The 19346-nt window shown below is 70.6% G+C and carries 18 protein-coding genes; all 18 read left to right on the top strand.

Annotation, left to right across the window (positions count from 1 at the left end):
* Nucleotides 1-12 precede the first annotated feature (12 nt).
* The 18 genes from OG223_RS40665 to OG223_RS40580 all read left to right on the top strand — a co-directional run bounded on the left by OG223_RS40665 (nt 13) and on the right by OG223_RS40580 (nt 19337).
* Entirely contained in the window at nt 13-2100 is a 2088-nt protein-coding gene (locus tag OG223_RS40665) for a non-ribosomal peptide synthetase (RefSeq protein WP_329260109.1), read from the top strand.
* A gap of 55 nt (nt 2101-2155) precedes the next feature.
* A complete protein-coding gene (locus tag OG223_RS40660) occupies nt 2156-3160 on the top strand; it encodes a TauD/TfdA family dioxygenase (RefSeq protein WP_329260106.1) in 1005 nt (334 codons plus the stop codon).
* Nucleotides 3157-4185, top strand: coding sequence for a 2,3-diaminopropionate biosynthesis protein SbnB (sbnB, locus tag OG223_RS40655; RefSeq protein WP_329260103.1), 1029 nt, complete (start codon nt 3157-3159; stop codon nt 4183-4185). Before OG223_RS40660 ends, sbnB begins: the two co-directional genes overlap by 4 nt.
* Before the next feature lie 31 nt (nt 4186-4216).
* Nucleotides 4217-5191 (top strand): 2,3-diaminopropionate biosynthesis protein SbnA, encoded by a 975-nt coding sequence (sbnA, locus tag OG223_RS40650; protein WP_329260100.1) that lies wholly within the window; start codon nt 4217-4219, stop codon nt 5189-5191.
* 115 nt (nt 5192-5306) lie between these two features.
* Nucleotides 5307-6941, top strand: coding sequence for an acyl-CoA dehydrogenase family protein (locus OG223_RS40645; protein WP_329260097.1), 1635 nt, complete (start codon nt 5307-5309; stop codon nt 6939-6941).
* Nucleotides 6942-7147: 206 nt separating this feature from the next.
* Complete coding sequence (locus OG223_RS40640) at nt 7148-8437, top strand: helix-turn-helix domain-containing protein (RefSeq protein WP_329260094.1); 1290 nt, start codon at nt 7148-7150, stop codon at nt 8435-8437.
* Nucleotides 8438-8637: 200 nt separating this feature from the next.
* On the top strand, nt 8638-9897 hold the full coding sequence (locus OG223_RS40635) for a hypothetical protein (RefSeq protein WP_329260091.1): 1260 nt from the start codon (nt 8638-8640) through the stop codon (nt 9895-9897).
* Nucleotides 9898-9942: 45 nt separating this feature from the next.
* Complete coding sequence (locus OG223_RS40630) at nt 9943-10515, top strand: GNAT family N-acetyltransferase (RefSeq protein WP_329260088.1); 573 nt, start codon at nt 9943-9945, stop codon at nt 10513-10515.
* A gap of 127 nt (nt 10516-10642) precedes the next feature.
* On the top strand, nt 10643-10726 hold the full coding sequence (locus OG223_RS40625) for a putative leader peptide (protein WP_309500612.1): 84 nt from the start codon (nt 10643-10645) through the stop codon (nt 10724-10726).
* Between the two features lie 129 nt (nt 10727-10855).
* Nucleotides 10856-12553, top strand: coding sequence for a nitrite/sulfite reductase (locus OG223_RS40620; protein ID WP_329260085.1), 1698 nt, complete (start codon nt 10856-10858; stop codon nt 12551-12553).
* The gene (locus OG223_RS40615) at nt 12550-12729 is read left to right on the top strand and encodes a hypothetical protein (protein WP_329260082.1); all 180 of its coding nucleotides are present in this window, start codon (nt 12550-12552) and stop codon (nt 12727-12729) included. Before OG223_RS40620 ends, OG223_RS40615 begins: the two co-directional genes overlap by 4 nt.
* On the top strand, nt 12726-13436 hold the full coding sequence (locus OG223_RS40610) for a phosphoadenylyl-sulfate reductase (protein ID WP_329260080.1): 711 nt from the start codon (nt 12726-12728) through the stop codon (nt 13434-13436). The genes OG223_RS40615 and OG223_RS40610 overlap by 4 nt, the downstream gene beginning before the upstream one ends.
* Nucleotides 13433-13996 carry an adenylyl-sulfate kinase gene (gene cysC / locus OG223_RS40605; protein WP_329260078.1) on the top strand — a complete coding sequence of 188 codons (564 nt, stop codon included), beginning with the start codon at nt 13433-13435 and terminating at the stop codon, nt 13994-13996. Before OG223_RS40610 ends, cysC begins: the two co-directional genes overlap by 4 nt.
* The gene (gene cysD, locus OG223_RS40600; protein ID WP_329260075.1) at nt 13993-14931 is read left to right on the top strand and encodes a sulfate adenylyltransferase subunit CysD; all 939 of its coding nucleotides are present in this window, start codon (nt 13993-13995) and stop codon (nt 14929-14931) included. Before cysC ends, cysD begins: the two co-directional genes overlap by 4 nt.
* Nucleotides 14932-14933: 2 nt before the next feature.
* A complete protein-coding gene (locus OG223_RS40595) occupies nt 14934-16268 on the top strand; it encodes a sulfate adenylyltransferase subunit 1 (protein WP_329260072.1) in 1335 nt (444 codons plus the stop codon).
* 286 nt (nt 16269-16554) lie between these two features.
* A complete protein-coding gene (locus OG223_RS40590; RefSeq protein ID WP_329260069.1) occupies nt 16555-17652 on the top strand; it encodes an aliphatic sulfonate ABC transporter substrate-binding protein in 1098 nt (365 codons plus the stop codon).
* Between the two features lie 37 nt (nt 17653-17689).
* Nucleotides 17690-18472 (top strand): ABC transporter ATP-binding protein, encoded by a 783-nt coding sequence (locus tag OG223_RS40585; protein WP_329260067.1) that lies wholly within the window; start codon nt 17690-17692, stop codon nt 18470-18472.
* Nucleotides 18459-19337, top strand: coding sequence for an ABC transporter permease (locus tag OG223_RS40580; RefSeq protein ID WP_329260064.1), 879 nt, complete (start codon nt 18459-18461; stop codon nt 19335-19337). The genes OG223_RS40585 and OG223_RS40580 overlap by 14 nt, the downstream gene beginning before the upstream one ends.
* The last annotated feature ends 9 nt before the right edge of the window (nt 19338-19346 follow it).

Genomic DNA, 19346 nt, shown 5'->3' with positions numbered 1-19346 from the left:
GGAAAGAGAACGATGGAGATCATTCCGCGGTGGACGCTCACTCCGGTGCCCGGTGTGGCGGAGTACGAAGTGTCCCTGCCCGACGGGCTGTTGATCACGCCCGCCGAACTGAAGGCCGCCCATGCCAGGGTCCTCGGCGCGCTGTCCGGCGAACCCGCCGAAGAGGACCCGGCGTTGCGGGTGAGCGTCACCGGCCGCACACTGCGGCTGCGGTACCGCACCGAGGTCCTCGACGCCGAGGCCGCCGCCCGGATCGCGGGCTATCACCTGACCGCGCTGACCGAGCCGGACCGGCCGGTCCTGCTGTCGGACGCCGAACTCCGCTTCCAGTTGGACGAGTTGGCGGGTCCGCGGCGCGAACTGCCGGACCGGCGGGTGCACGAGCTGTTCGAGGACATGGTGACGGTGTGCCCGGACGCGGTCGCCGCCGTGCAGGGCGAGCGGCAGTGGACCTACCGGGAGCTCAACTCCCGGGCGAACCAACTGAGTCGGGCGCTGCTCTCCCGGGGACTGACCCGCGAGGGTGTCGTCGCCGTGGTCCTGGAGCGGAACCTGGACTGGATGGCCGCCGTGCTCGCCGTGTTCAAGGCGGGCGGGGTGTATCTGCCCGTCGAGCCGCACTTCCCGGCCGACCGGGTCGCGCGAGTGCTGGAGCGCGCCGGGTGCGCACTGGTGCTGACCGAGCGCGGCAGCGACGGCGCGCTGGACCACCCGGCCCAGGGCACGCTCTACGTCGACGAGGCGTACGCCGAGGGCCACTCGGACGGTGATCTCGGGATCGCGGTCCAGCCCGGTCAACTCGCCTACATCTACTTCACGTCCGGCTCCACGGGTGAGCCCAAGGGCGCGATGTGCGAGCACGCGGGGTTCCTCAACCATGTGTTCGCCAAGCTCGACGACCTGGGGATCGGGGCCGGGCAGGTGGTCGCGCAGACCGCCCCGCAGTGCTTCGACATCTCCCTGTGGCAGTTGGTCTGCGCGCCGCTCGTGGGCGGGCGGACGCTGCTGGTGGAGCAGGACGTGATCCTGGACGTGGCGCGGTTCGTCGACACGGTCGACGAAGGGCACGTGAACGTGCTCCAGGTCGTGCCGTCGTATCTGGAGGCGGTCCTGGCCGAGTTGGAGCGGCAGCCGCGTCAACTCCCCGAGCTGCGCTGTGTGTCGGTGACCGGGGAGGCGGTGAAGAAGGAGCTCGTGGAGCGCTGGTTCGCGGCGCGGCCCGGGGTGCGGCTCGTCAACGCCTATGGTTTGACGGAGACTTCGGACGACACCAACCACGAGGTCATGGACCGGGCGCCGGACGGGGCCCGTGTCCCGCTCGGGCGGCCCGTCTCCAATGTGCGGGTGTACGTCGTCGACGAGGATCTGGTGCCCGTGCCGCTGGGGGCGCCCGGCGAGATCGTCTTCTCCGGTGTGTGTGTCGGCCGGGGGTACGTCAACGATCCCGAGCGGACCAGGGCGGCCTTCACCGAGGACCCGTACCGGCCCGGCGAGCGGCTGTACCGCAGCGGCGACCACGGGCGCTGGCGCCCTGACGGGAAGCTGGAGTTCCTGGGGCGCCGGGACAGCCAGGTGAAGATCCGCGGCTTCCGCATCGAGATCGGCGAGATCGAGAACGCGCTGCTGCGGGTGGACGGGGTGCGGGACGGCGCGGTGGTCGTCGTGCGCGGGACGCAACTGGTGGCGTTCTGCACGGGTGCGCGGCCCGTGGAGGCCGCCGCCGTGCGCGAACGGCTCGCCGAGTCGCTGCCCGCGTACATGGTGCCGTCGGTCGTGCACTGGCGGGCGTCGCTGCCGCTGACGGCCAACGGCAAGACCGACCGGCGGACGCTGACCGCGCTCGCCGGTGACCTGGACGCCGTGGGCGACGGGCCCGACACGCCCGCCGAGCGCCGGCTGGCGGACGCGTGGGCGGCGGTGCTGGGGATCCCGGCCGACCGGATCGGCCGCCAGGACCACTTCTTCGACCGCGGCGGCACCTCGCTGGCCGCGGTGAAGCTGGCGGTCGCCCTCGACCGGGCGATCAGCCTCAAGGACGTCACCCGTCACCCGGTCCTCGCGGACCTGGCCGGACTGCTGGACCCGCCCGTCTCTTCCTGAGACCTGCCGCACCCCCGGTCGAACGCACAACAGCACCACCGAAAGGAACACCGAGATGTCGCTCTCTTCCGCGACGCTGCTCAACTCCGTGGCCCTGAGCCCGGACAGCCCACCCCTCCTGCACGCCGACGTCGGATCGGACCCGGTCGGCTGGACCGCCGGACACCGCGCGGCACTGCGTTCCGTCGTCGCCGAGCACGGCTGCGTCCTGGTCCGCGGGCTGGGCCTCTCCGACCCGGCCGGGGCCGAGACCGTCTTCCGGCGGCTCACCGACTCCCTGATGGCCGACCGGGAGCCGTTCGCGCCCCGCCGTACCTACGCGGAGGGCGTGTACTCCGCCACGAAGTGGCCGACCGACCAACCGATGTGCCAGCACCACGAGTTGAGCTACGCCCTGGAGTTCCCCGGCCTGCTGCTCTTCGCCTGCCTGGAGGCGCCGGCACAGGGCGGCGCGACCCCGGTCGCCGACGCCGAGGCCGTCCTCGGCTCACTGCCCGTACCGCTGGTGGAGCGGTTCGAGCGGGAGGGCTGGATGCTGACCCGGACGTACCACGAGGAGATCGGGGCGTCGGTCGCCGAGGCCTTCGGCACCGACGACCGCGCCACCGTGGAGCGCTACTGCCGCGCCCAGGGCATCGAGTTCGCCTGGCAGCACGACGGTTCGCTGCGCACCCGGCAGCGCCGCGCCGCCGTCCTGCGGCACCCGGTCACCGGCCGCCGTTGCTGGTTCAACCAGATCGCGTTCCTGAACGAGTGGACGATGGAGCCCGAAGTGCGCGAGTACCTGGTCGACGTCTACGGCGCGGACGCGCTGCCCTTCAACACCCGCTTCGGCAACGGCGATCCGGTCGGCGCGGACATCGTGGCGGCCATCAACGAGGCCTACGACGCGCACGTCAAACGCGAGCCGTGGCGCTCGGGGGATCTGCTGCTGGTGGACAACATCCGTACCGCGCACGGCCGGGAGCCGTTCGAGGGGCCGCGCGAGGTGCTCGCCGGGCTCGGCGATCCGGTGCGGCCCGCGGACCTCGCCCCGTCGGCCGGCGGGAGGGCGGCATGAGCATCGAGACGCCGTCGTTCGCGGTCGTCAGCGGCGCACAGGTCCAACAGGCCCTGGCCGGACGGGAGTCGGAGATCGCCGACCTCGTGGAGGCCACCTACCGGCTGCACGGCGCGGGCGAGTCGGTGAACCCGCCGTCGTACTTCCTGCGCTTCCCGGACCGTCCGTCGTCCCGGATCATCGCGCTGCCCGCGTCACTCGGGGGGCCGTCGCGGGTGGACGGTCTGAAGTGGATCTCCAGTTTCCCGGGGAACACCGGGTCGGGGCTGCCCAGGGCCTCGGCGGTGCTGATCCTCAACGACCCGGACACCGGCTATCCGTACGCCTGCCTGGAGAGTTCGGTGATCAGCGCGACCCGTACGGCGAGCTCGGCGGCCCTCGCGGCCGACCGGCTCAGCCGGGGCCGGACGCGGCCGCTGCGGGTCGGGTTCGTCGGGACGGGCCTGATCGCCCGCTACATCCACACCCATCTCCTCGGCACCGGCTGGGAGTTCGAGGAGACGGGCGTGCACGACCTGTCCGCGGACAGCGCGGAGGGGTTCCGGGGGTATCTGGAGCGGTCGGGCGCACCGGGGCGGATCACCGTGCACGACAAGCTCGAGGGCCTGGTGCGCTCCAGCGATCTGGTGGTGTTCGCGACGATCGCCGGCTCGCCCCATGTGCACGATCCGGCCTGGTTCGACCACCATCCGCTGGTCCTGCACGTGTCGTTGCGGGATCTCGACCCGGCGATCCTGCTCGAGTCCGCCAACTTCGTGGACGACGTCGAGCACTGCCTGAAGGCCGACACCTCGCCGCATCTGGCCGAACAGGCCACCGGGGGGCGGGAGTTCATCGACGGCACGCTGGACGACGTACTGACCGGGCGAGTGACCGTACCGGCCGACCGGACGGTGGTGTTCTCGCCCTTCGGGCTCGGGGTGCTCGACCTCGCGGTCGGCAGGTTCGTCCATGACGAAGTGGTTCGGCGGGGCGAACTCCAGGTCGTCGACGGCTTCTTCCACGAGCTGCGCCGGTACGGCTGAGCAGATCGTGGCGCACCACTAGGGGGAGAACATGGCTGTAATTTCCGATCCCGCGGAGTTCAACGAGGACGACCTCTACGTCGACCTGCGGGCCGCACTGGAACTGCCGCTCTATCTGAAATGCGAGGGCTTCAACTTCGCCGGCTCGGTCAAGCTGAAGGCGGCCACCGAGATGGTGAACGCCGCCGAGCGGGCCGGCATCCTGCGGCCCGGCTCGGTGCTGGTCGAGTCGTCGTCGGGCAACCTGGGGGTGGCGCTGAGCGTGCTCGCGGCGAGCCGCGGTTACGGGTTTCTCTGCATCACCGACAGACGCTGCAACGTGCCGACGGTGCGGCTGATGGAGGCGCTGGGCAGCACGGTCCACGTCATCGACCAGCCGGACCCGCACGGCGGTTTCCTGGGCGCCCGGATCGCGTACGTGCGGGCGCTGTGCGCCTCGGACGAGCGGTACGTGTGGCTCAACCAGTACACCAACCAAGGGAATTGGCGGGCGCACTACCGCACCACGGCACCCGCCATCGCGCGCCGGTTCCCGCAACTGGACGTGCTGTTCGTCGGCGCCGGCACCACCGGGACGCTGATGGGCTGCGCGCGCTGGTTCTGGCAGGGGCGGCGCCGGGTGCGGATCGTGGCCGTGGACGCCGTCGGCTCGGTCACCTTCGGCGGGGAGGCGCGGCCCCGGATGATCCCGGGGCTCGGCACCAGCGTGGGGTCGCCCTTCCTCGACATGTCGTACATCGACGACGTGATCCATGTCGAGGAGGCGGACACCGTGCAGACCTGCCGTCGGCTGGCCGCGCGGGGCTTCCTGTTCGGCGGGTCCACCGGCACGGTCGTCAGCGGGGCCGAGCAGTGGCTCGCGCGCCATGGGCGGCACGGCACGACGGCGGTGGCGATCGCTCCTGACCTGGGCGAACGCTATCTGGACACGGTGTACCGCAACGGCTGGCTTGAGGAGGAGATGCCCGAGACCGCGATGCTTGCGGCCATGTCCCGCTCGGCGTGACGTCCGCGACGGCGGCTGTGTCAGGGTGGGGATCAAGACCACCGCAGAGTGGAGATCCGCGCCACCGCAGGGTGGAGATCCCGACCACCGCCGTCTCCCCGGGTAGGTTCCAGCCATGGCACGCACCACCCACACCGTGACCAACCAGCCTCCCCCACTGGTCGGCCACGACGTCTTCAGCACCGACCGCGTCCTGACGGAGGCGGTCGAGCGCCACACCGCACCCGGACTGCTGGACGAGGTCCGGGACGATCTCTCCGCCCTGGGCCGCGCAGCCGGCTCGGCCCAGGTCCAGGAGTGGGGTGCGCAGGCCGACGCCAACCCCCCGGGCCTGCGCACCCACGACCGCTACGGCCACCGGATCGACGAGGTGGAGTTCCATCCGGCCTGGCACCGGCTGCTCGGCAAGGGCGTCGCCGCCGGGCTGACCGCCGCCTGGAACCGCCCGGCCGGACATGTCCGCCGGGCGGCCGGACTGCTGGTCTGGACCCAGGTCGAGGCGGGCAACATCTGCCCGCTGTCGATGACCCACGCGGCGGTGCCAGCCCTGCGCGCCGATCCCGCGCTGGCCGCCGAGTGGGAGCCACGGCTGACGTCCATGGTCTACGACCGTGGGCTGCGGCCCGCCCACCTCAAGGCCGGGGTGGTCTTCGGGATGGGCATGACGGAGAAGCAGGGCGGCAGCGACGTCCGCGCGAACACGACGGCGGCGCACCCGCTCGCCGAGGAGGGGACGTACGAGCTGACCGGCCACAAGTGGTTCTGCTCGGCGCCCATGTCGGACGGTTTCCTGGTACTGGCGCAGGCACCGGGCGGGCTCACCTGCTTCCTGGTGCCCCGGGTGCTGGAGGACGGCACCCGCAACGTGTTCCTCCTCCAGCGGCTCAAGGACAAGCTGGGCAACCGGTCGAACGCCTCCGCCGAGGTCGAGTTCGACGGGACCTGGGCGCGCCGGGTCGGGGACGAGGGGGACGGGGTGCGGACCATCATCGGGATGGTCGCGGCGACCCGGCTCGACTGTGTGCTCGGCTCGGCCGGTCTGATGCGGCAGGCCGTCGCGCAGGCCGTCCATCACACCATCCACCGCGAGGCGTTCGGCGGCAGGCTGTTCGACAAGCCGCTGATGCGCAACGTCCTGGCGGATCTCGCCCTGGAGTCGGAGGCGGCGACCGCGCTCGGACTCAGACTCGCGGCGGCCTACGACGACGGTGGCGAACAGGAGCTGGCGTTCCTGCGGTTGGCGGTGCCGGCCGCCAAGTACTGGGTGACCAAGCGCTGTTCGCCGGTCGCGGTCGAGGCGGCGGAGTGCCTGGGCGGCAACGGCTACGTCGAGGAGTCCGGACTGCCGCGCCTGGTGCGGGAGTCGCCGCTCAACTCGATCTGGGAGGGCGCGGGGAACGTACAGGCCCTCGACGCACTGCGGGCGTTGCGGCGCGAACCGCGGGCGCTGAACGCCTTCCTGGTCGAGGTCGGCCGGGTGCGCGGCGCCGATCACCGGCTCGACGGGGCGATGAAGAACCTGCTCACCGAGTTCGCCGACCTGGACGGCATCGAGGGCCGCGCCCGGCGCGTGGTCGAGCGGATGGCGCTGGTGCTGCAAGGGGCGTTGCTCGTCCAGCACGCGCCGCCCGAGGTCGCCGACGCGTTCTGCGCGTCCCGGCTGGGCGGCGACTGGGGCACCACCTTCGGGACCCTGCCGCCGAGTCTCGACCTGGCCTCGATCGTGGAGCGGGCGCGGCCGGAGACCTGAGCCGTAGCGGCACATCGCGAGGGTGGTGCTGCGCCGACACGGCACCACCCTCGCTGCGTGGGACAAGTTTCAGACACCGCAGGGCTGTTCACCAGGGTTGCAGAGGGTTGCAACTTGACCGTCACTGTGGTCGGACTGTCTCCCTCCGTCACCGCGGAGCGGCACTATGAGACCAACAGTCGATACGGGACCGGAGAGAAGGACCCATGGCGAACCCGCCGGCCGGACTGCCGCAGCGCACCACCGTCGACGCGGCGCGGACGGCCCGGATGTTGAGCGACGCCCGGCACGCCACGGTCTTCGGACAGCGCGCCCGCATCGCTCCGCGCCCGGTCATCGAGGAGTCCTGGGAGCGCGCGTTACGCGGCGGGACCCACCCCGACCACGATCTGCGGACCGGAGTGCTGTCCCGTGAGGAGGTCGAACGGCGGCGCGGCACAAGCCCGTTGCGGCACGTCCTGCCGGTGCTGCGGGAGGGCCTGGTGTCGGTCGCGGACGCCGCCCACCACATCGTGCTGGTCGCCGACGACGAGGGCCGCGCGCTGTGGCGGGAGGGCAGCGCCGCCGTGCTGCGCAAGGCCGACGAGGTCGGCATCGAGGTCGGCACCGACTGGCGCGAGGACGTCATCGGCACCAACGGCCTGGGCACCCCGGCGGTCGTACGGCGGCCCGTGCAGGTCTTCGCCGGCGAGCATCTCTCGCGCGCGCTGGCCGCGTTCACCTGCGCGGGCGCCCCGATCATCGACCCCAGGAACGGCCGACTGATCGGGGTCGTCGATGTCAGCGGTCCGCTGGAGACCATGCATCCGGCCACCCTCGCCTGGGTCGACTCGGTGGCCAAACTCGCCGAGGCCCGGCTGCGCGAACTGCATCTGACCTCGCTGGAGCGGCTGCGCGCGGTGGCGGCGCCGATCCTGCCCAGGCTGGGCGGCCGGGCCCTGGTGGTGGACCGGGACGGCTGGACCGCCGCGGTCACCGGAATGCCGTACGTGAAGCGGATCGCGCTGCCCAAGTCGCCCTCCGGGGGCCGCCGTTGGGTGCCCTCGCTCGGGCTGTGCTCGCTGGAGCCGCTGGCCGGGGGCTGGTTGATCCGCGTCGCCGACGATCCGGTGCCCGGCGCCGCCCCCCGGATCGTCCTCGACCTCGCGCTGCCGCGCCGCTGGTCGGTGACGGTCTACGGCGGCGCGGGCTCCTGGACCCATGAACTGAGCCCGCGGCACGCCGAGTTGCTCTACCTCCTGGCCCTGCACCCGGCCGGCCGCAGCGCCGCGGCCCTGGCCGAGGACATGTTCGGCGACCCCGGCCGCACGGTGACGGTGCGGGCCGAGATGTCGCGGGTACGGCGCTATCTCGGGGCGCTCCTGGAGCACCGGCCCTACCGCTTCCGCGAGGACGCCGAGGTCGAGGTGGTGCTGCCGAAGGACCCGCGCGAGCTGCTGCCGCACTCGGCGGCACCGGGGGTGGCCAGGGGCCGGGCGTCGGTCCAAGTGCCGTAGCGGAGGCGGCGGAGCGGGTCGGGGCGGCGTAGCGGACAGGTGGCGCAAAAGACACGTCCGGCAGCATCTTCCGCATATTTGCAGGGTCTTACCCATGGGGCGGCTTGGACTGCCGTAGCATCCCTCTACGGGCCACCCCACCTGCTCCCTGGTCAACGCACGGATCACCAGGCGCAGTTGGCTCGCCTCGGGAGGACACTATGAGTGCACGTGGGCGACACCGCCGGCGCAAGCGGGGCAGGGCGCTGCGCGCCGTGCTGACCGGGGCCGCGCTCGGCCTCACCGCGGCCGCGACGATGATCAGCGCCTCGCAGGCGACCGTCGGTTCCGATCCCGGGGGGCTGAAGTCGCTCACCTCGGCTTCCGATCTGGGGCAGTTGGAGCTGCGGGAGACGTTGGAGCCGCAGCGGTCGCTGGACCGGCTCGCCTCGGCGATGGGGCGTCCGGTGGGCGTCGACGCCGTCCTGAAGAGCGCCGACCACACCCTGCGCGACGCCTCGGACTGCACGACCGACGAGAAGTCGGCACTGCCCGTCGAACCGGCGGCCACCCGCGCGTACTGCTGGGACAGCGGCGACGCGGCCGACCCGGCCTGGACGCCCCGCTCGGTGACCACCTCCGGCGACGCCGACGAGGACGGCTGGTGGGGCTCGAACCGCGTGATCCTCTCCGGCTGGAGCGCGAACGCCGGCGGCCTCGCCCGGGTCGCCTTCGTGAACGCGGCCGACCCCGCGCGTCTCACCTACACCTGGGCCCTCCTCGCCGTACCGACGGACGGCGGACGCGACTACCGCGGGCTCGTCTCCACGATCTCCGGCATGGTCTGGTACCAGGACAAGCTCCTGGTCACCACCACGGGCGGGACCCGCGACGCGCTGTACGTCTACGACATGAACCGCATCCAGCGCACCACGGTGACGGCCTCCGCGGTCGGCCGGGTGCGCGAGGGCTGGTCGGCGGCCGGGTACCGGTACGTCCTGCCCGCGGTCGGGTCGTACCGGCTGAGCGCCGACAAGTCCGCCGTACGGCCCGTGGGCCTCTCCCTGGACCGCAGCACGGTCCCGGACAGTCTGGTCGCGAGCGGGGCGAAGCGGCTGTGGCGCTATCCGTTCAGCCGCGATCCCGCGCGGACGGGGCTGCTCGCCACGGACTCGGCGGGGCGCGCGGTGCCCGAGGAGGCGTACGCGACGAAGGTCACCGGCGTCGGTGGCGTACTCGCGAACGGCACCTCCTGGTACCTGGGCGGCGCGGCCGGGGAGCAGAGCGGGCACGGCTCGCTGTGGCGGCAGGACGCGAAGGACGCGAAGGCCACCGAGTGCGGGGCCGACGAGACGCACCAGTGCTGGAGCGCGCAGACCGGCTCCCTCTCCTACTGGCAGGAGACGGGCGAGGTCTGGTCGGTGTCGGGACGGATGCTGTTCGCACTGCCGCTGAACTCGATCGACAGCTCCCTCGGTTGATCCACTGATCGACAGATCCGCCGGCCGGATGATTCCCTGACGGGCATGACGAACATCCCCGTGACCACCTGGTCCCTGGAGCAGACCGACCCGAGCGACCTCCTCCCGGCCGTCGCGCCGGAGGGGGACGTGCGGATCGCCCGCTCCGAGGTGCCCTCCCCCGAGTTCAGCCGCTATCTGTACGCGTCCGTCGGCGGGGACATCCTCTGGATCGACCGGCTCGGCTGGACGTTCGCGCAGTGGCAGGAGCACCTGGACCGGCCGGGCGTGGAGACCTGGGTCGTGTACGACCGGGGCACGCCCGCCGGGTACGTGGAACTGGAGCCGCAGGACGACGGCGTCGTCGAGATCGTCTACTTCGGCCTGATCCCCGCCTTCCGCGGCCGCCGCCTCGGCGGCCACCTCCTCGCGTACGGCGCCGCCCGCGCCTGGGACCTCGCCGACCGCTGGCCGGGGCTGCCACCCACCAAGCGGGTCTGGCTGCATACCTGCAGCCTGGACGGCGTGCACGCGATGGACAACTACCAGCGCCGGGGCTTCAAGCTCTTCGACACCCAGGTCGAGGAGATGACCCAGGCGCCCACACCGGGCCCCTGGCCGGGCGCCTATCGCGTGTGACCTGCGCCGACAAGACGGCGTGCGCAGCTTGTGACCGATGACACCCTTGTCTCACATAGCGGGACCAGGGTGTCCGCATGACGGACGAAGCTGGACTGTGTCCAGAACGCCGTGACACGCTTCCGTCATGTCCGGAACTGGAATTGCCTTGGTGAGTCGGCGACACGTCGACCTCGGCCGCATGTCCAGCGCCATCTGTCCGGCGGGCTAGTCGAGCCGCAGCACCGCCGGTTTTCCCCGTATCTGCCTCATACTGCGCAAAGACGCGCGCGTATGCCCGCATGCGCCCGTACGCGCAGGTCAGAGCCGATCACCCGCCTGTCCCGGAGGACGTAGAACCATGGCCGCCACCCCCGAGAACCCTGCAGCCGCAGCGCCCCGCCGCAAGGTGAGCCGTCACCGCGGTGAGGGTCAGTGGGCAGCCGGACACTTCACCCCCCTCAACGGCAACGAGCAGTTCAAGAAGGACGACGACGGTCTCAATGTGCGGACACGCATTGAGACGATCTACTCCAAGCGCGGGTTCGACTCGATCGACCCGAACGACCTGCGCGGCCGTATGCGCTGGTGGGGGCTGTACACCCAGCGCAAGCCCGGGATCGACGGCGGCAAGACCGCGATCCTGGAGCCGGAGGAGCTGGACGACAAGTACTTCATGCTGCGCGTCCGCATCGACGGCGGCCGGCTGACCACGGACCAACTGCGGGTGATCGGCGAGATCTCGCAGGAGTTCGCGCGCGGCACGGCCGACCTCACGGACCGGCAGAACGTGCAGTACCACTGGATCCGCATCGAGGACGTGCCCGAGATCTGGAACCGCCTGGAGGCGGTCGGTCTCTCCACCACCGAGGCCTGCGGCGACACGCCCCGCACCATCCTCGGCTCGCCCGTCGCCGGCATCGCCGAGGACGAGATCATCGACGGCTCCTCGGCCATCGACGAGATCCACCGCCTCTACATCGGCACCAAGGAATTCTCCAACCTGCCGCGCAAGTTCAAGACGGCGATCTCAGGATCCCCGCTCCTGGACGTCGCCCACGAGATCAACGACATCGCGTTCGTCGGCGTCGAGCACCCCGAGCACGGCCCCGGCTTCGACCTGTGGGTCGGCGGCGGCCTGTCCACCAACCCGAAGATCGGCGTCCGGCTCGGCGCCTGGGTCCCGCTGGACGAGGTCCCGGACGTGTGGGCCGGCGTGATCGGCATCTTCCGCGACTACGGCTACCGGCGGCTGCGCACCCGCGCCCGCCTGAAGTTCCTCGTCGCCGACTGGGGCCAGGAGAAGTTCCGCCAGGTCCTGGAGGACGAGTACCTCAAGCGCAAGCTCGTCGACGGCCCCGCCCCCGCGCAGCCGGTCCAGCGCTGGCGCGACCACGTCGGCGTCCACCGCCAGCAGGACGGCCTGTTCTACGTCGGTTTCGCGCCGCGCGTCGGCCGCGTCGACGGCACCACGCTCACGAAGATCGCCGAACTGGCCACGGCGCACGGCTCGGGCCGGCTGCGCACGACCGTCGAGCAGAAGATGATCGTGCTCGATGTGGCGGAAGACCAGATCGACTCGCTGGTGGAGGGCCTCGAAGCCCTCGGCCTCACCGCCAAGCCGTCCCCCTTCCGGCGCGGCACGATGGCCTGCACCGGCATCGAGTACTGCAAGCTCGCGATCGTCGAGACCAAGCAGCGCGGCATCACGCTCATCGACGAACTGGAGCGCCGCATCCCGGAGTTCGACGAGCCGATCACCATCAACATCAACGGCTGCCCGAACGCCTGCGCCCGTATCCAGGTCGCGGACATCGGTCTCAAGGGCCAGTTGGTCCTCAACGACCAGGGCGAGCAGGTCGAGGGCTTCCAGGTGCACCTCGGCGGCGCCCTCGGTCTGGAGGCCGGCTTCGGCCGCAAGGTCCGTGGCCTGAAGGTCACTTCGGAGGAACTGCCCGACTACGTCGAGCGGGTCCTCACCCGGTTCCAGCAGGAGCGCGAGGACGGCGAGCGCTTCGCCGCCTGGGCCACCCGCGCCTCCGAGGAGGCCCTCTCATGAGCGAGCGGGCCGCTCCCTTCTACTGCCCCTACTGCGGCGACGAGGACCTGCGTCCCAGCGAGCAGGGCCATGGCGCGTGGGAATGCGCGGCATGCAATCGGGCCTTTCAGTTGAAGTTCCTCGGGCTCCTCGCCCGGGGTCTCCAGCAGACCGACGCAGGGGGAGACAAGATATGACGACGACTCAGAAAGCGCGCCCCACCGACGACTTGAAAGCCCTCGCCGAACAGGCGGGCCGCGACCTGGAGGACGCCTCCGCCCTGGAGATCCTCCAGTGGGCGGTGAAGACCTTCGGCAAGCAGTTCTGTGTGACCTCCTCGATGGAGGACGCGGTGGTGGCCCACCTCGCCTCCCGCGCGATGCCCGGCGTCGACGTGGTGTTCCTCGACACCGGCTACCACTTCCCGGAGACCATCGGCACCCGTGACGCGGTCGAGGCCGTGATGGACGTCAACGTCATCACGCTCACCCCGCGCCAGTCCGTCGCCGAGCAGGACGCCGAGTACGGCCCCCGACTGCACGACCGGGACCCGGACTTGTGCTGCAAGCTCCGCAAGGTCCAGCCGCTGGAGCAGGGGCTGACCAAGTACGCGGCCTGGGCGACCGGGCTGCGTCGCGACGAGTCCCCGACCCGGGCGAACACCCCGGTCGTCGGCTGGGACGAGAAGCGCCAGAAGGTCAAGGTCTCCCCCATCGCCCGCTGGACCCAGGACGACGTGGACGCCTACGTCGCCGAACACGGCGTCCTCACCAACCCGTTGCTGATGGACGGCTACGCGTCCGTCGGTTGCGCCCCCTGCACCCGCCGGGTCCTCGCGGGCGAGGACGCGCGCGCCGGCCGCTGGGCGGGACGCGGGAAGACCGAGTGCGGGCTGCACGAATGACCATCACCGAGAAGGAGTTGCACGTGACGACCGGAGCCACCGTCTGGCTCACGGGTCTGCCGAGTGCCGGCAAGACCACCATCGCGTACGAGCTGGCAGGCAGGCTGCGCGAGGAGGGCCACCTCGTCGAGGTGCTCGACGGCGACGAGATCCGCGAGTTCATCTCGGCGGGCCTCGGCTTCAGCCGCGAGGACCGGCACACCAACGTGCAGCGCATCGGCTTCCTCGCCGAACTGCTCGCCCGCAACGGCGTCAAGGCGCTCGTCCCGGTCATCGCGCCGTACGCCGACAGCCGCGAGGCCGTCCGCAAGCGGCACCAGGAGAGCGGCGCCGCCTACATCGAGGTGCATGTGGCGACCCCGGTCGATGTGTGCTCCGTACGCGATGTGAAGGGTCTCTACGCCAAGCAGGCCGCCGGTGAGCTGACCGGGCTCACCGGGGTCGACGACCCGTACGAGGAGCCCGAGTCGCCGGATCTGCGGATCGAGTCGCAGCACCAGACCGTGCAGGAGTCGGCGGCGGCACTTCACGCGCTGCTCACCGAGAGGGGACTGGCATGACCGCGACCGTCGCCAAGGCCGAGGACGGCACGGACACGCCGTACGCCCTCTCGCACCTGGACGCGCTTGAGTCCGAGGCGGTGCACATCTTCCGTGAGGTGGCGGGTGAGTTCGAGCGGCCGGTGATCCTCTTCTCCGGCGGCAAGGACTCCATCGTCATGCTGCACCTCGCCCTGAAGGCGTTCGCGCCCGCGCCGGTGCCCTTCTCGCTGCTGCATGTGGACACTGGACACAACTTCCCCGAAGTCCTTGAGTACCGGGACCGTGTGGTCGCCGCACATGGACTGCGGCTCCATGTGGCCTCCGTACAGGACTACATCGACCGCGGTGTGCTGCGCGAACGTCCCGACGGGACCCGTAATCCGCTCCAGACCGTGCCGCTCACCGAGAAGATCCAGTCCGAGCGCTTTGACGCCGTGTTCGGTGGCGGTCGCAGGGACGAGGAGAAGGCCCGCGCCAAGGAGCGGGTGTTCTCGCTGCGGGACGAGTTCTCGCAGTGGGACCCGCGTCGGCAGCGGCCCGAGCTGTGGAATCTCTACAACGGGCGGCACGCGGCCGGTGAGCACGTCCGGGTGTTCCCGCTGTCCAACTGGACCGAGCTGGACGTCTGGCAGTACATCGACCGCGAGGGCATCGACCTCCCGCAGATCTACTTCGCGCACGAGCGCGAGGTGTTCGCGCGCGGCGGCATGTGGCTGACCGCCGGTGAGTGGGGCGGGCCGAAGACGGGCGAGACCGTCGAGAAGCGGCTCGTGCGGTACCGGACCGTCGGTGACATGTCGTGCACCGGTGCCGTGGACTCCGACGCGGTGACGCTGGAGCAGGTCATCACCGAGATCGCCGCCTCCCGGCTGACCGAGCGGGGCGCGACGCGTGCCGACGACAAGCTGTCCGAGGCCGCGATGGAAGACCGCAAGCGCGAGGGGTACTTCTAACCATGAGCACCATCACGACCGAGGAACTCTCGGCCACCACGCTGCTGCGGTTCGCCACGGCGGGCTCCGTCGACGACGGCAAGTCCACGCTCGTAGGACGGCTGTTGCACGACTCCAAGTCGGTACTGACCGACCAACTCGAAGCCGTGCAGCGGGTGTCGGCCGACCGCGGCCAGGACGCCCCGGACCTCGCGCTGCTCACCGACGGACTGCGCGCCGAGCGCGAACAGGGCATCACCATCGACGTGGCGTACCGCTACTTCGCCACCCCGCGCAGGCGGTTCATCCTCGCCGACACGCCCGGTCACGTGCAGTACACCCGCAACATGGTGACGGGTGCCTCCACGGCCGAGCTGACGGTGATCCTCGTCGACGCCCGCAACGGTGTCGTCGAGCAGACCCGGCGGCACGCGGCGATCGCCGCGCTGCTGCGGGTGCCGCACGTGGTGCTCGCGGTCAACAAGATGGACCTCGTCGAGTACAAGGAGTCCGTGTTCGCCGCGATCGCCGAGGAGTTCACGGCGTACGCGAGCGAGCTGGGCGTCCCGGAGATCACCGCGATCCCGATCTCGGCGCTGGCCGGGGACAACGTGGTGGACCCGTCCGCGAACATGGACTGGTACGGCGGGCCGACCTTCCTTGAGCACCTGGAGTCGGTGCCGGTCGCGCACGACCTGAGCCACTGCCACGCGCGGCTGCCCGTGCAGTACGTGATCCGGCCGCAGAGCGCCGAGCTGCCGGACTACCGGGGGTACGCGGGCCAGATCGCGGCCGGAACGTTCCGCGTCGGCGAGGCGGTGACGGTGCTGCCGTCCGGGCGGGCCACGAGGATCTCCGCCATCGACCTGCTCGGCAAGCCGGTCAGGGCCGCCTGGACCACGCAGTCGGTGACCCTCCTGCTGGAGGACGACATCGACATCTCGCGCGGCGACCTCATCGTGCCCAGCAAGGACGCCCCGGCGACCACGCAGGACATCGAGGCGACCGTCTGCCATGTCGCCGACCAGCCGCTGACCGTGGGCCACCGGGTGCTCCTCAAGCACGGCACCCGCACGGTGAAGGCGATCGTGAAGGACATCCCGTCCCGCCTCACGCTCGACGACCTGTCCCTGCACCCGCACCCGGGACAGCTCGTCGCCAACGACATCGGCCGCGTGAAGATCCGCACCGCGGAGCCGCTGCCGGTGGACTCGTACGCCGACTCGCGGCGCACGGGCTCGTTCATCCTGATCGACCCGGCGGACGGCACCACGCTCACCGCCGGCATGGTCGGCGAGTCGTTCGCGGCGCCGGAGCCGGTCAAGGACGGTACGGACGACGACGGTTGGGACTTCTGACATGACGTCGAGGGACTTCTACTCCACGTTCGCGAAGGAGGGCGGCCGCGTCGGCAGCGGCGCCCTCGGCAGCGGGCAGGGCGGAGTGGCGCGATGTGCGGGCTGACGTACGCGCACTGCCTGCGCGCCCCGTCCCCCCACCCGCCGTCCCGGACGCGACGAAAACGAAGACCTGCCGACCTCCCGGCCACGACCTGAGACCGTGACCGCCGGGCCAACGAGAGGAACACCTCCCGTGCCTGCCAACCTCCCCCTTTCTCGACTTCGCTCGAATGGGGGCGCCCCCATGACATTCCTGCGCCGCGGCATAGCCGTGATCGCCGCGCTCCCTCTCCTCACCCTCGCCGCCTGCGGTTACGGGTCGGACTCCGAGAGCACCAACTCCAAGGAGAAGGTCGCCGCCGGGACCTCGAAGATCGAGGGTCTCGCCTCGGTGAAGATCGGCTACTTCGGCAACCTGACCCACGCGACCGCGCTGGTCGGCCGTGAACAGGGCCTCTTCCAGAAGGAGTTGGGCGCCACCAAGGCCGATTACGCGACCTTCAGCGCCGGCCCGTCCGAGATCGAGGCGCTCACCTCGGGGTCCATCGACATCGGTTACATCGGCCCCTCCCCGGCGATCAACGGCTACACCAAGTCCGACGGCAAGAGCCTGAAGATCATCGGCGGTGCGGCGTCGGGCGGTGTGAAGCTCGTCGTCAACCCGAAGAAGATCAAGTCGCTCGCGGACGTCAAGGGCAAGAACATCGCGACGCCTCAGTTGGGCAACACGCAGGACGTGGCGTTCCTCAACTGGATCGCGGACCAGGGCTGGAAGGTCGACGCGCAGAGCGGCAAGGGTGACGTGACCGTCGTCCGCACCGACAACAAGATCACCCCGGACGCCTTCAAGGCCGGTTCCATCGACGGCGCCTGGGTGCCGGAGCCGACCGCGTCCAAGCTGGTCGCCGAGGGCGGCAAGGTGCTGCTCGACGAGTCCACGCTGTGGCCCGACAAGAAGTTCGTGATCACGAACATCATCGTGTCGCAGAAGTTCCTCAAGGCGCACCCGAAGGTCGTCGAGGCCGTCCTCAAGGGCTCGGTCGCGGCCAACAAGTGGATCAACGCCAACCCGACCGAGGCGAAGGCCGCGGCGAACAAGCAGTTGGAGGCCGACTCCGGCAAGGCGCTGCCCGCAGGCGTCCTGGACCCGGCGTGGAGTTCGATCCAGTTCACCAACGACCCGCTGGCCTCGACCCTCAACACCGAGGCGGCGCACGCGGTGAAGGCGGGCCTGCTGGAGAAGCCCGACCTGAACGGCATCTACGACCTCACGCTCCTCAACAAGGTCCTCAAGGCCGACGGTGAGAGCGCGGTCGACGCCGCCGGTCTCGGCACGAGCTGATCGAGGGATCCCGATGACTTCCCAGGAGGTGACGACCATGGCCACAACGTTCGCCAAGGAGACCACCGCGTCGGTCGAGCACGCGGCACGCCTTGAGCATGTCTCGAAGTCCTTCGCGACACCGGGTGGGCAGCAGCTCGTCCTGGACGACATCACCATCGATGTCGCGCCCGGCGAGTTCGTCACCCTCCTGGGTGCCTCGGGCTGCGGCAAGTCCACGCTGCTGAACCTGGTGGCGGGCCTCGACAAGCCCACCACCGGGTCCATCACGACGGACGGCCGCCCCGCACTGATGTTCCAGGAGCACGCCCTGTTCCCCTGGCTCACCGCGGGCAAGAACATCGAACTCGCCCTGAAACTCAGGGGAGTTCCGAAGGAGGAGCGGCGGGGCCGGACCGAGGAGCTGCTCGAACTGGTCCGGCTGCCGGGCGCGTACGGCAAGCGGGTGCACGAGCTGTCCGGCGGTATGCGGCAGCGTGTCGCCATGGCCCGCGCGCTCGCCCAGGAGAGCCGCATCCTGCTGATGGACGAGCCGTTCGCGGCGCTGGACGCCATCACGCGGGACGTGCTGCACGACGAACTGACGCGTATCTGGGGCGAGACGGGGCTCTCGGTCCTGTTCGTCACGCACAACGTGCGCGAGGCGGTACGGCTCGCGCAGCGAGTGATCCTGCTGTCCTCGCGGCCCGGTCGCATCGCCCGCGAGTGGACGGTCGACATCCCGCAGCCGCGCCGCATCGAGGACGCGCCCGTGGCCGAACTGTCCCTTGAGATCACCGATGTACTGCGTGGGGAGATCCGCCGTCATGGCCAGCACTGAGACGACGACGGTCAAGGACGCCGGGAGCGTCGAGGCCGGCCTCGACGCCCTGGAGACCACGGTCATCGGCCGGCCGACCTTCCGGCAGACCTTCGTCAACAAGATCTTCCCGCCGATCGTCGCCCTCGCGGTGGTCCTGGTCGTCTGGTTGATCCTGACCCCGATCGTCGACGACCCGACCAAGCTGCCTTCGCCGAGTGCCGTGGGCGGCGAGTTCAAGGAAGCCTGGCTGAAGGGCGATCTGCTCGGCTACATCTGGACCAGCGTCTCGCGCGGTCTGCTGGGCTTCTTCTTCGCGCTGCTCATCGGCACCCCGCTGGGACTGCTGGTGGCGCGGGTGAAGTTCGTGCGCGCGGCGATCGGTCCGATCCTGTCCGGCCTCCAGTCGCTGCCGTCGGTGGCGTGGGTGCCGCCGGCCGTGATCTGGCTGGGTCTGAACAACTCGATGATGTACGCGGTGATCCTGCTCGGCGCGGTCCCCTCGATCGCCAACGGCCTGGTGTCCGGCGTCGACCAGGTGCCGCCGCTGTTCCTGCGGGCGGGCCGCACGATGGGTGCGACGGGCATCAAGGGCATCTGGCACGTCACCCTGCCGGCGGCGCTCCCCGGCTATGTGGCGGGCCTGAAGCAGGGCTGGGCGTTCTCGTGGCGCTCGCTGATGGCGGCCGAGATCATCGCGAACTTCCCCGATCTCGGCGTGGGCCTGGGCCAGTTGCTGGAGAACGGCCGTACGGCCAGCGACATGGCGATGGTGTTCGAGGCCATCTTCCTGATCCTGTTCGTCGGTATCGCCATCGATCTGCTGATCTTCAGCCCGCTGGAGCGGTGGGTGCTGCGCAGCCGCGGTCTGCTGGTGAAGAGCTGAGCTGATCCG

Origin of the sequence: Streptomyces sp. NBC_01478, from assembly GCF_036227225.1 — a bacterium.
Classification (GTDB): Bacteria; Actinomycetota; Actinomycetes; order Streptomycetales; family Streptomycetaceae; genus Streptomyces.
This window is presented reverse-complemented; position numbering and strand designations above follow the sequence as displayed.

Bases quoted from the DNA above. Each gene is read 5' to 3' on its own strand.
- OG223_RS40615 (WP_329260082.1), top strand. From the start codon at position 12,550: ATGAGCGAGCGGGCCGCTCCCTTCTACTGCCCCTACTGCGGCGACGAG.
- sbnA (WP_329260100.1), top strand. From the start codon at position 4,217: ATGGCTGTAATTTCCGATCCCGCGGAGTTCAACGAGGACGACCTCTAC.
- OG223_RS40610 (WP_329260080.1), top strand. From the start codon at position 12,726: ATGACGACGACTCAGAAAGCGCGCCCCACCGACGACTTGAAAGCCCTC.
- cysD (WP_329260075.1), top strand. From the start codon at position 13,993: ATGACCGCGACCGTCGCCAAGGCCGAGGACGGCACGGACACGCCGTAC.
- OG223_RS40625 (WP_309500612.1), top strand. From the start codon at position 10,643: ATGTCCGGAACTGGAATTGCCTTGGTGAGTCGGCGACACGTCGACCTC.
- OG223_RS40585 (WP_329260067.1), top strand. From the start codon at position 17,690: ATGGCCACAACGTTCGCCAAGGAGACCACCGCGTCGGTCGAGCACGCG.
- cysC (WP_329260078.1), top strand. From the start codon at position 13,433: ATGACCATCACCGAGAAGGAGTTGCACGTGACGACCGGAGCCACCGTC.
- OG223_RS40595 (WP_329260072.1), top strand. From the start codon at position 14,934: ATGAGCACCATCACGACCGAGGAACTCTCGGCCACCACGCTGCTGCGG.
- OG223_RS40635 (WP_329260091.1), top strand. From the start codon at position 8,638: ATGAGTGCACGTGGGCGACACCGCCGGCGCAAGCGGGGCAGGGCGCTG.
- OG223_RS40590 (WP_329260069.1), top strand. From the start codon at position 16,555: ATGACATTCCTGCGCCGCGGCATAGCCGTGATCGCCGCGCTCCCTCTC.
- OG223_RS40645 (WP_329260097.1), top strand. From the start codon at position 5,307: ATGGCACGCACCACCCACACCGTGACCAACCAGCCTCCCCCACTGGTC.
- OG223_RS40665 (WP_329260109.1), top strand. From the start codon at position 13: ATGGAGATCATTCCGCGGTGGACGCTCACTCCGGTGCCCGGTGTGGCG.
- OG223_RS40620 (WP_329260085.1), top strand. From the start codon at position 10,856: ATGGCCGCCACCCCCGAGAACCCTGCAGCCGCAGCGCCCCGCCGCAAG.
- OG223_RS40580 (WP_329260064.1), top strand. From the start codon at position 18,459: ATGGCCAGCACTGAGACGACGACGGTCAAGGACGCCGGGAGCGTCGAG.
- OG223_RS40630 (WP_329260088.1), top strand. From the start codon at position 9,943: ATGACGAACATCCCCGTGACCACCTGGTCCCTGGAGCAGACCGACCCG.
- OG223_RS40640 (WP_329260094.1), top strand. From the start codon at position 7,148: ATGGCGAACCCGCCGGCCGGACTGCCGCAGCGCACCACCGTCGACGCG.
- OG223_RS40660 (WP_329260106.1), top strand. From the start codon at position 2,156: ATGTCGCTCTCTTCCGCGACGCTGCTCAACTCCGTGGCCCTGAGCCCG.
- sbnB (WP_329260103.1), top strand. From the start codon at position 3,157: ATGAGCATCGAGACGCCGTCGTTCGCGGTCGTCAGCGGCGCACAGGTC.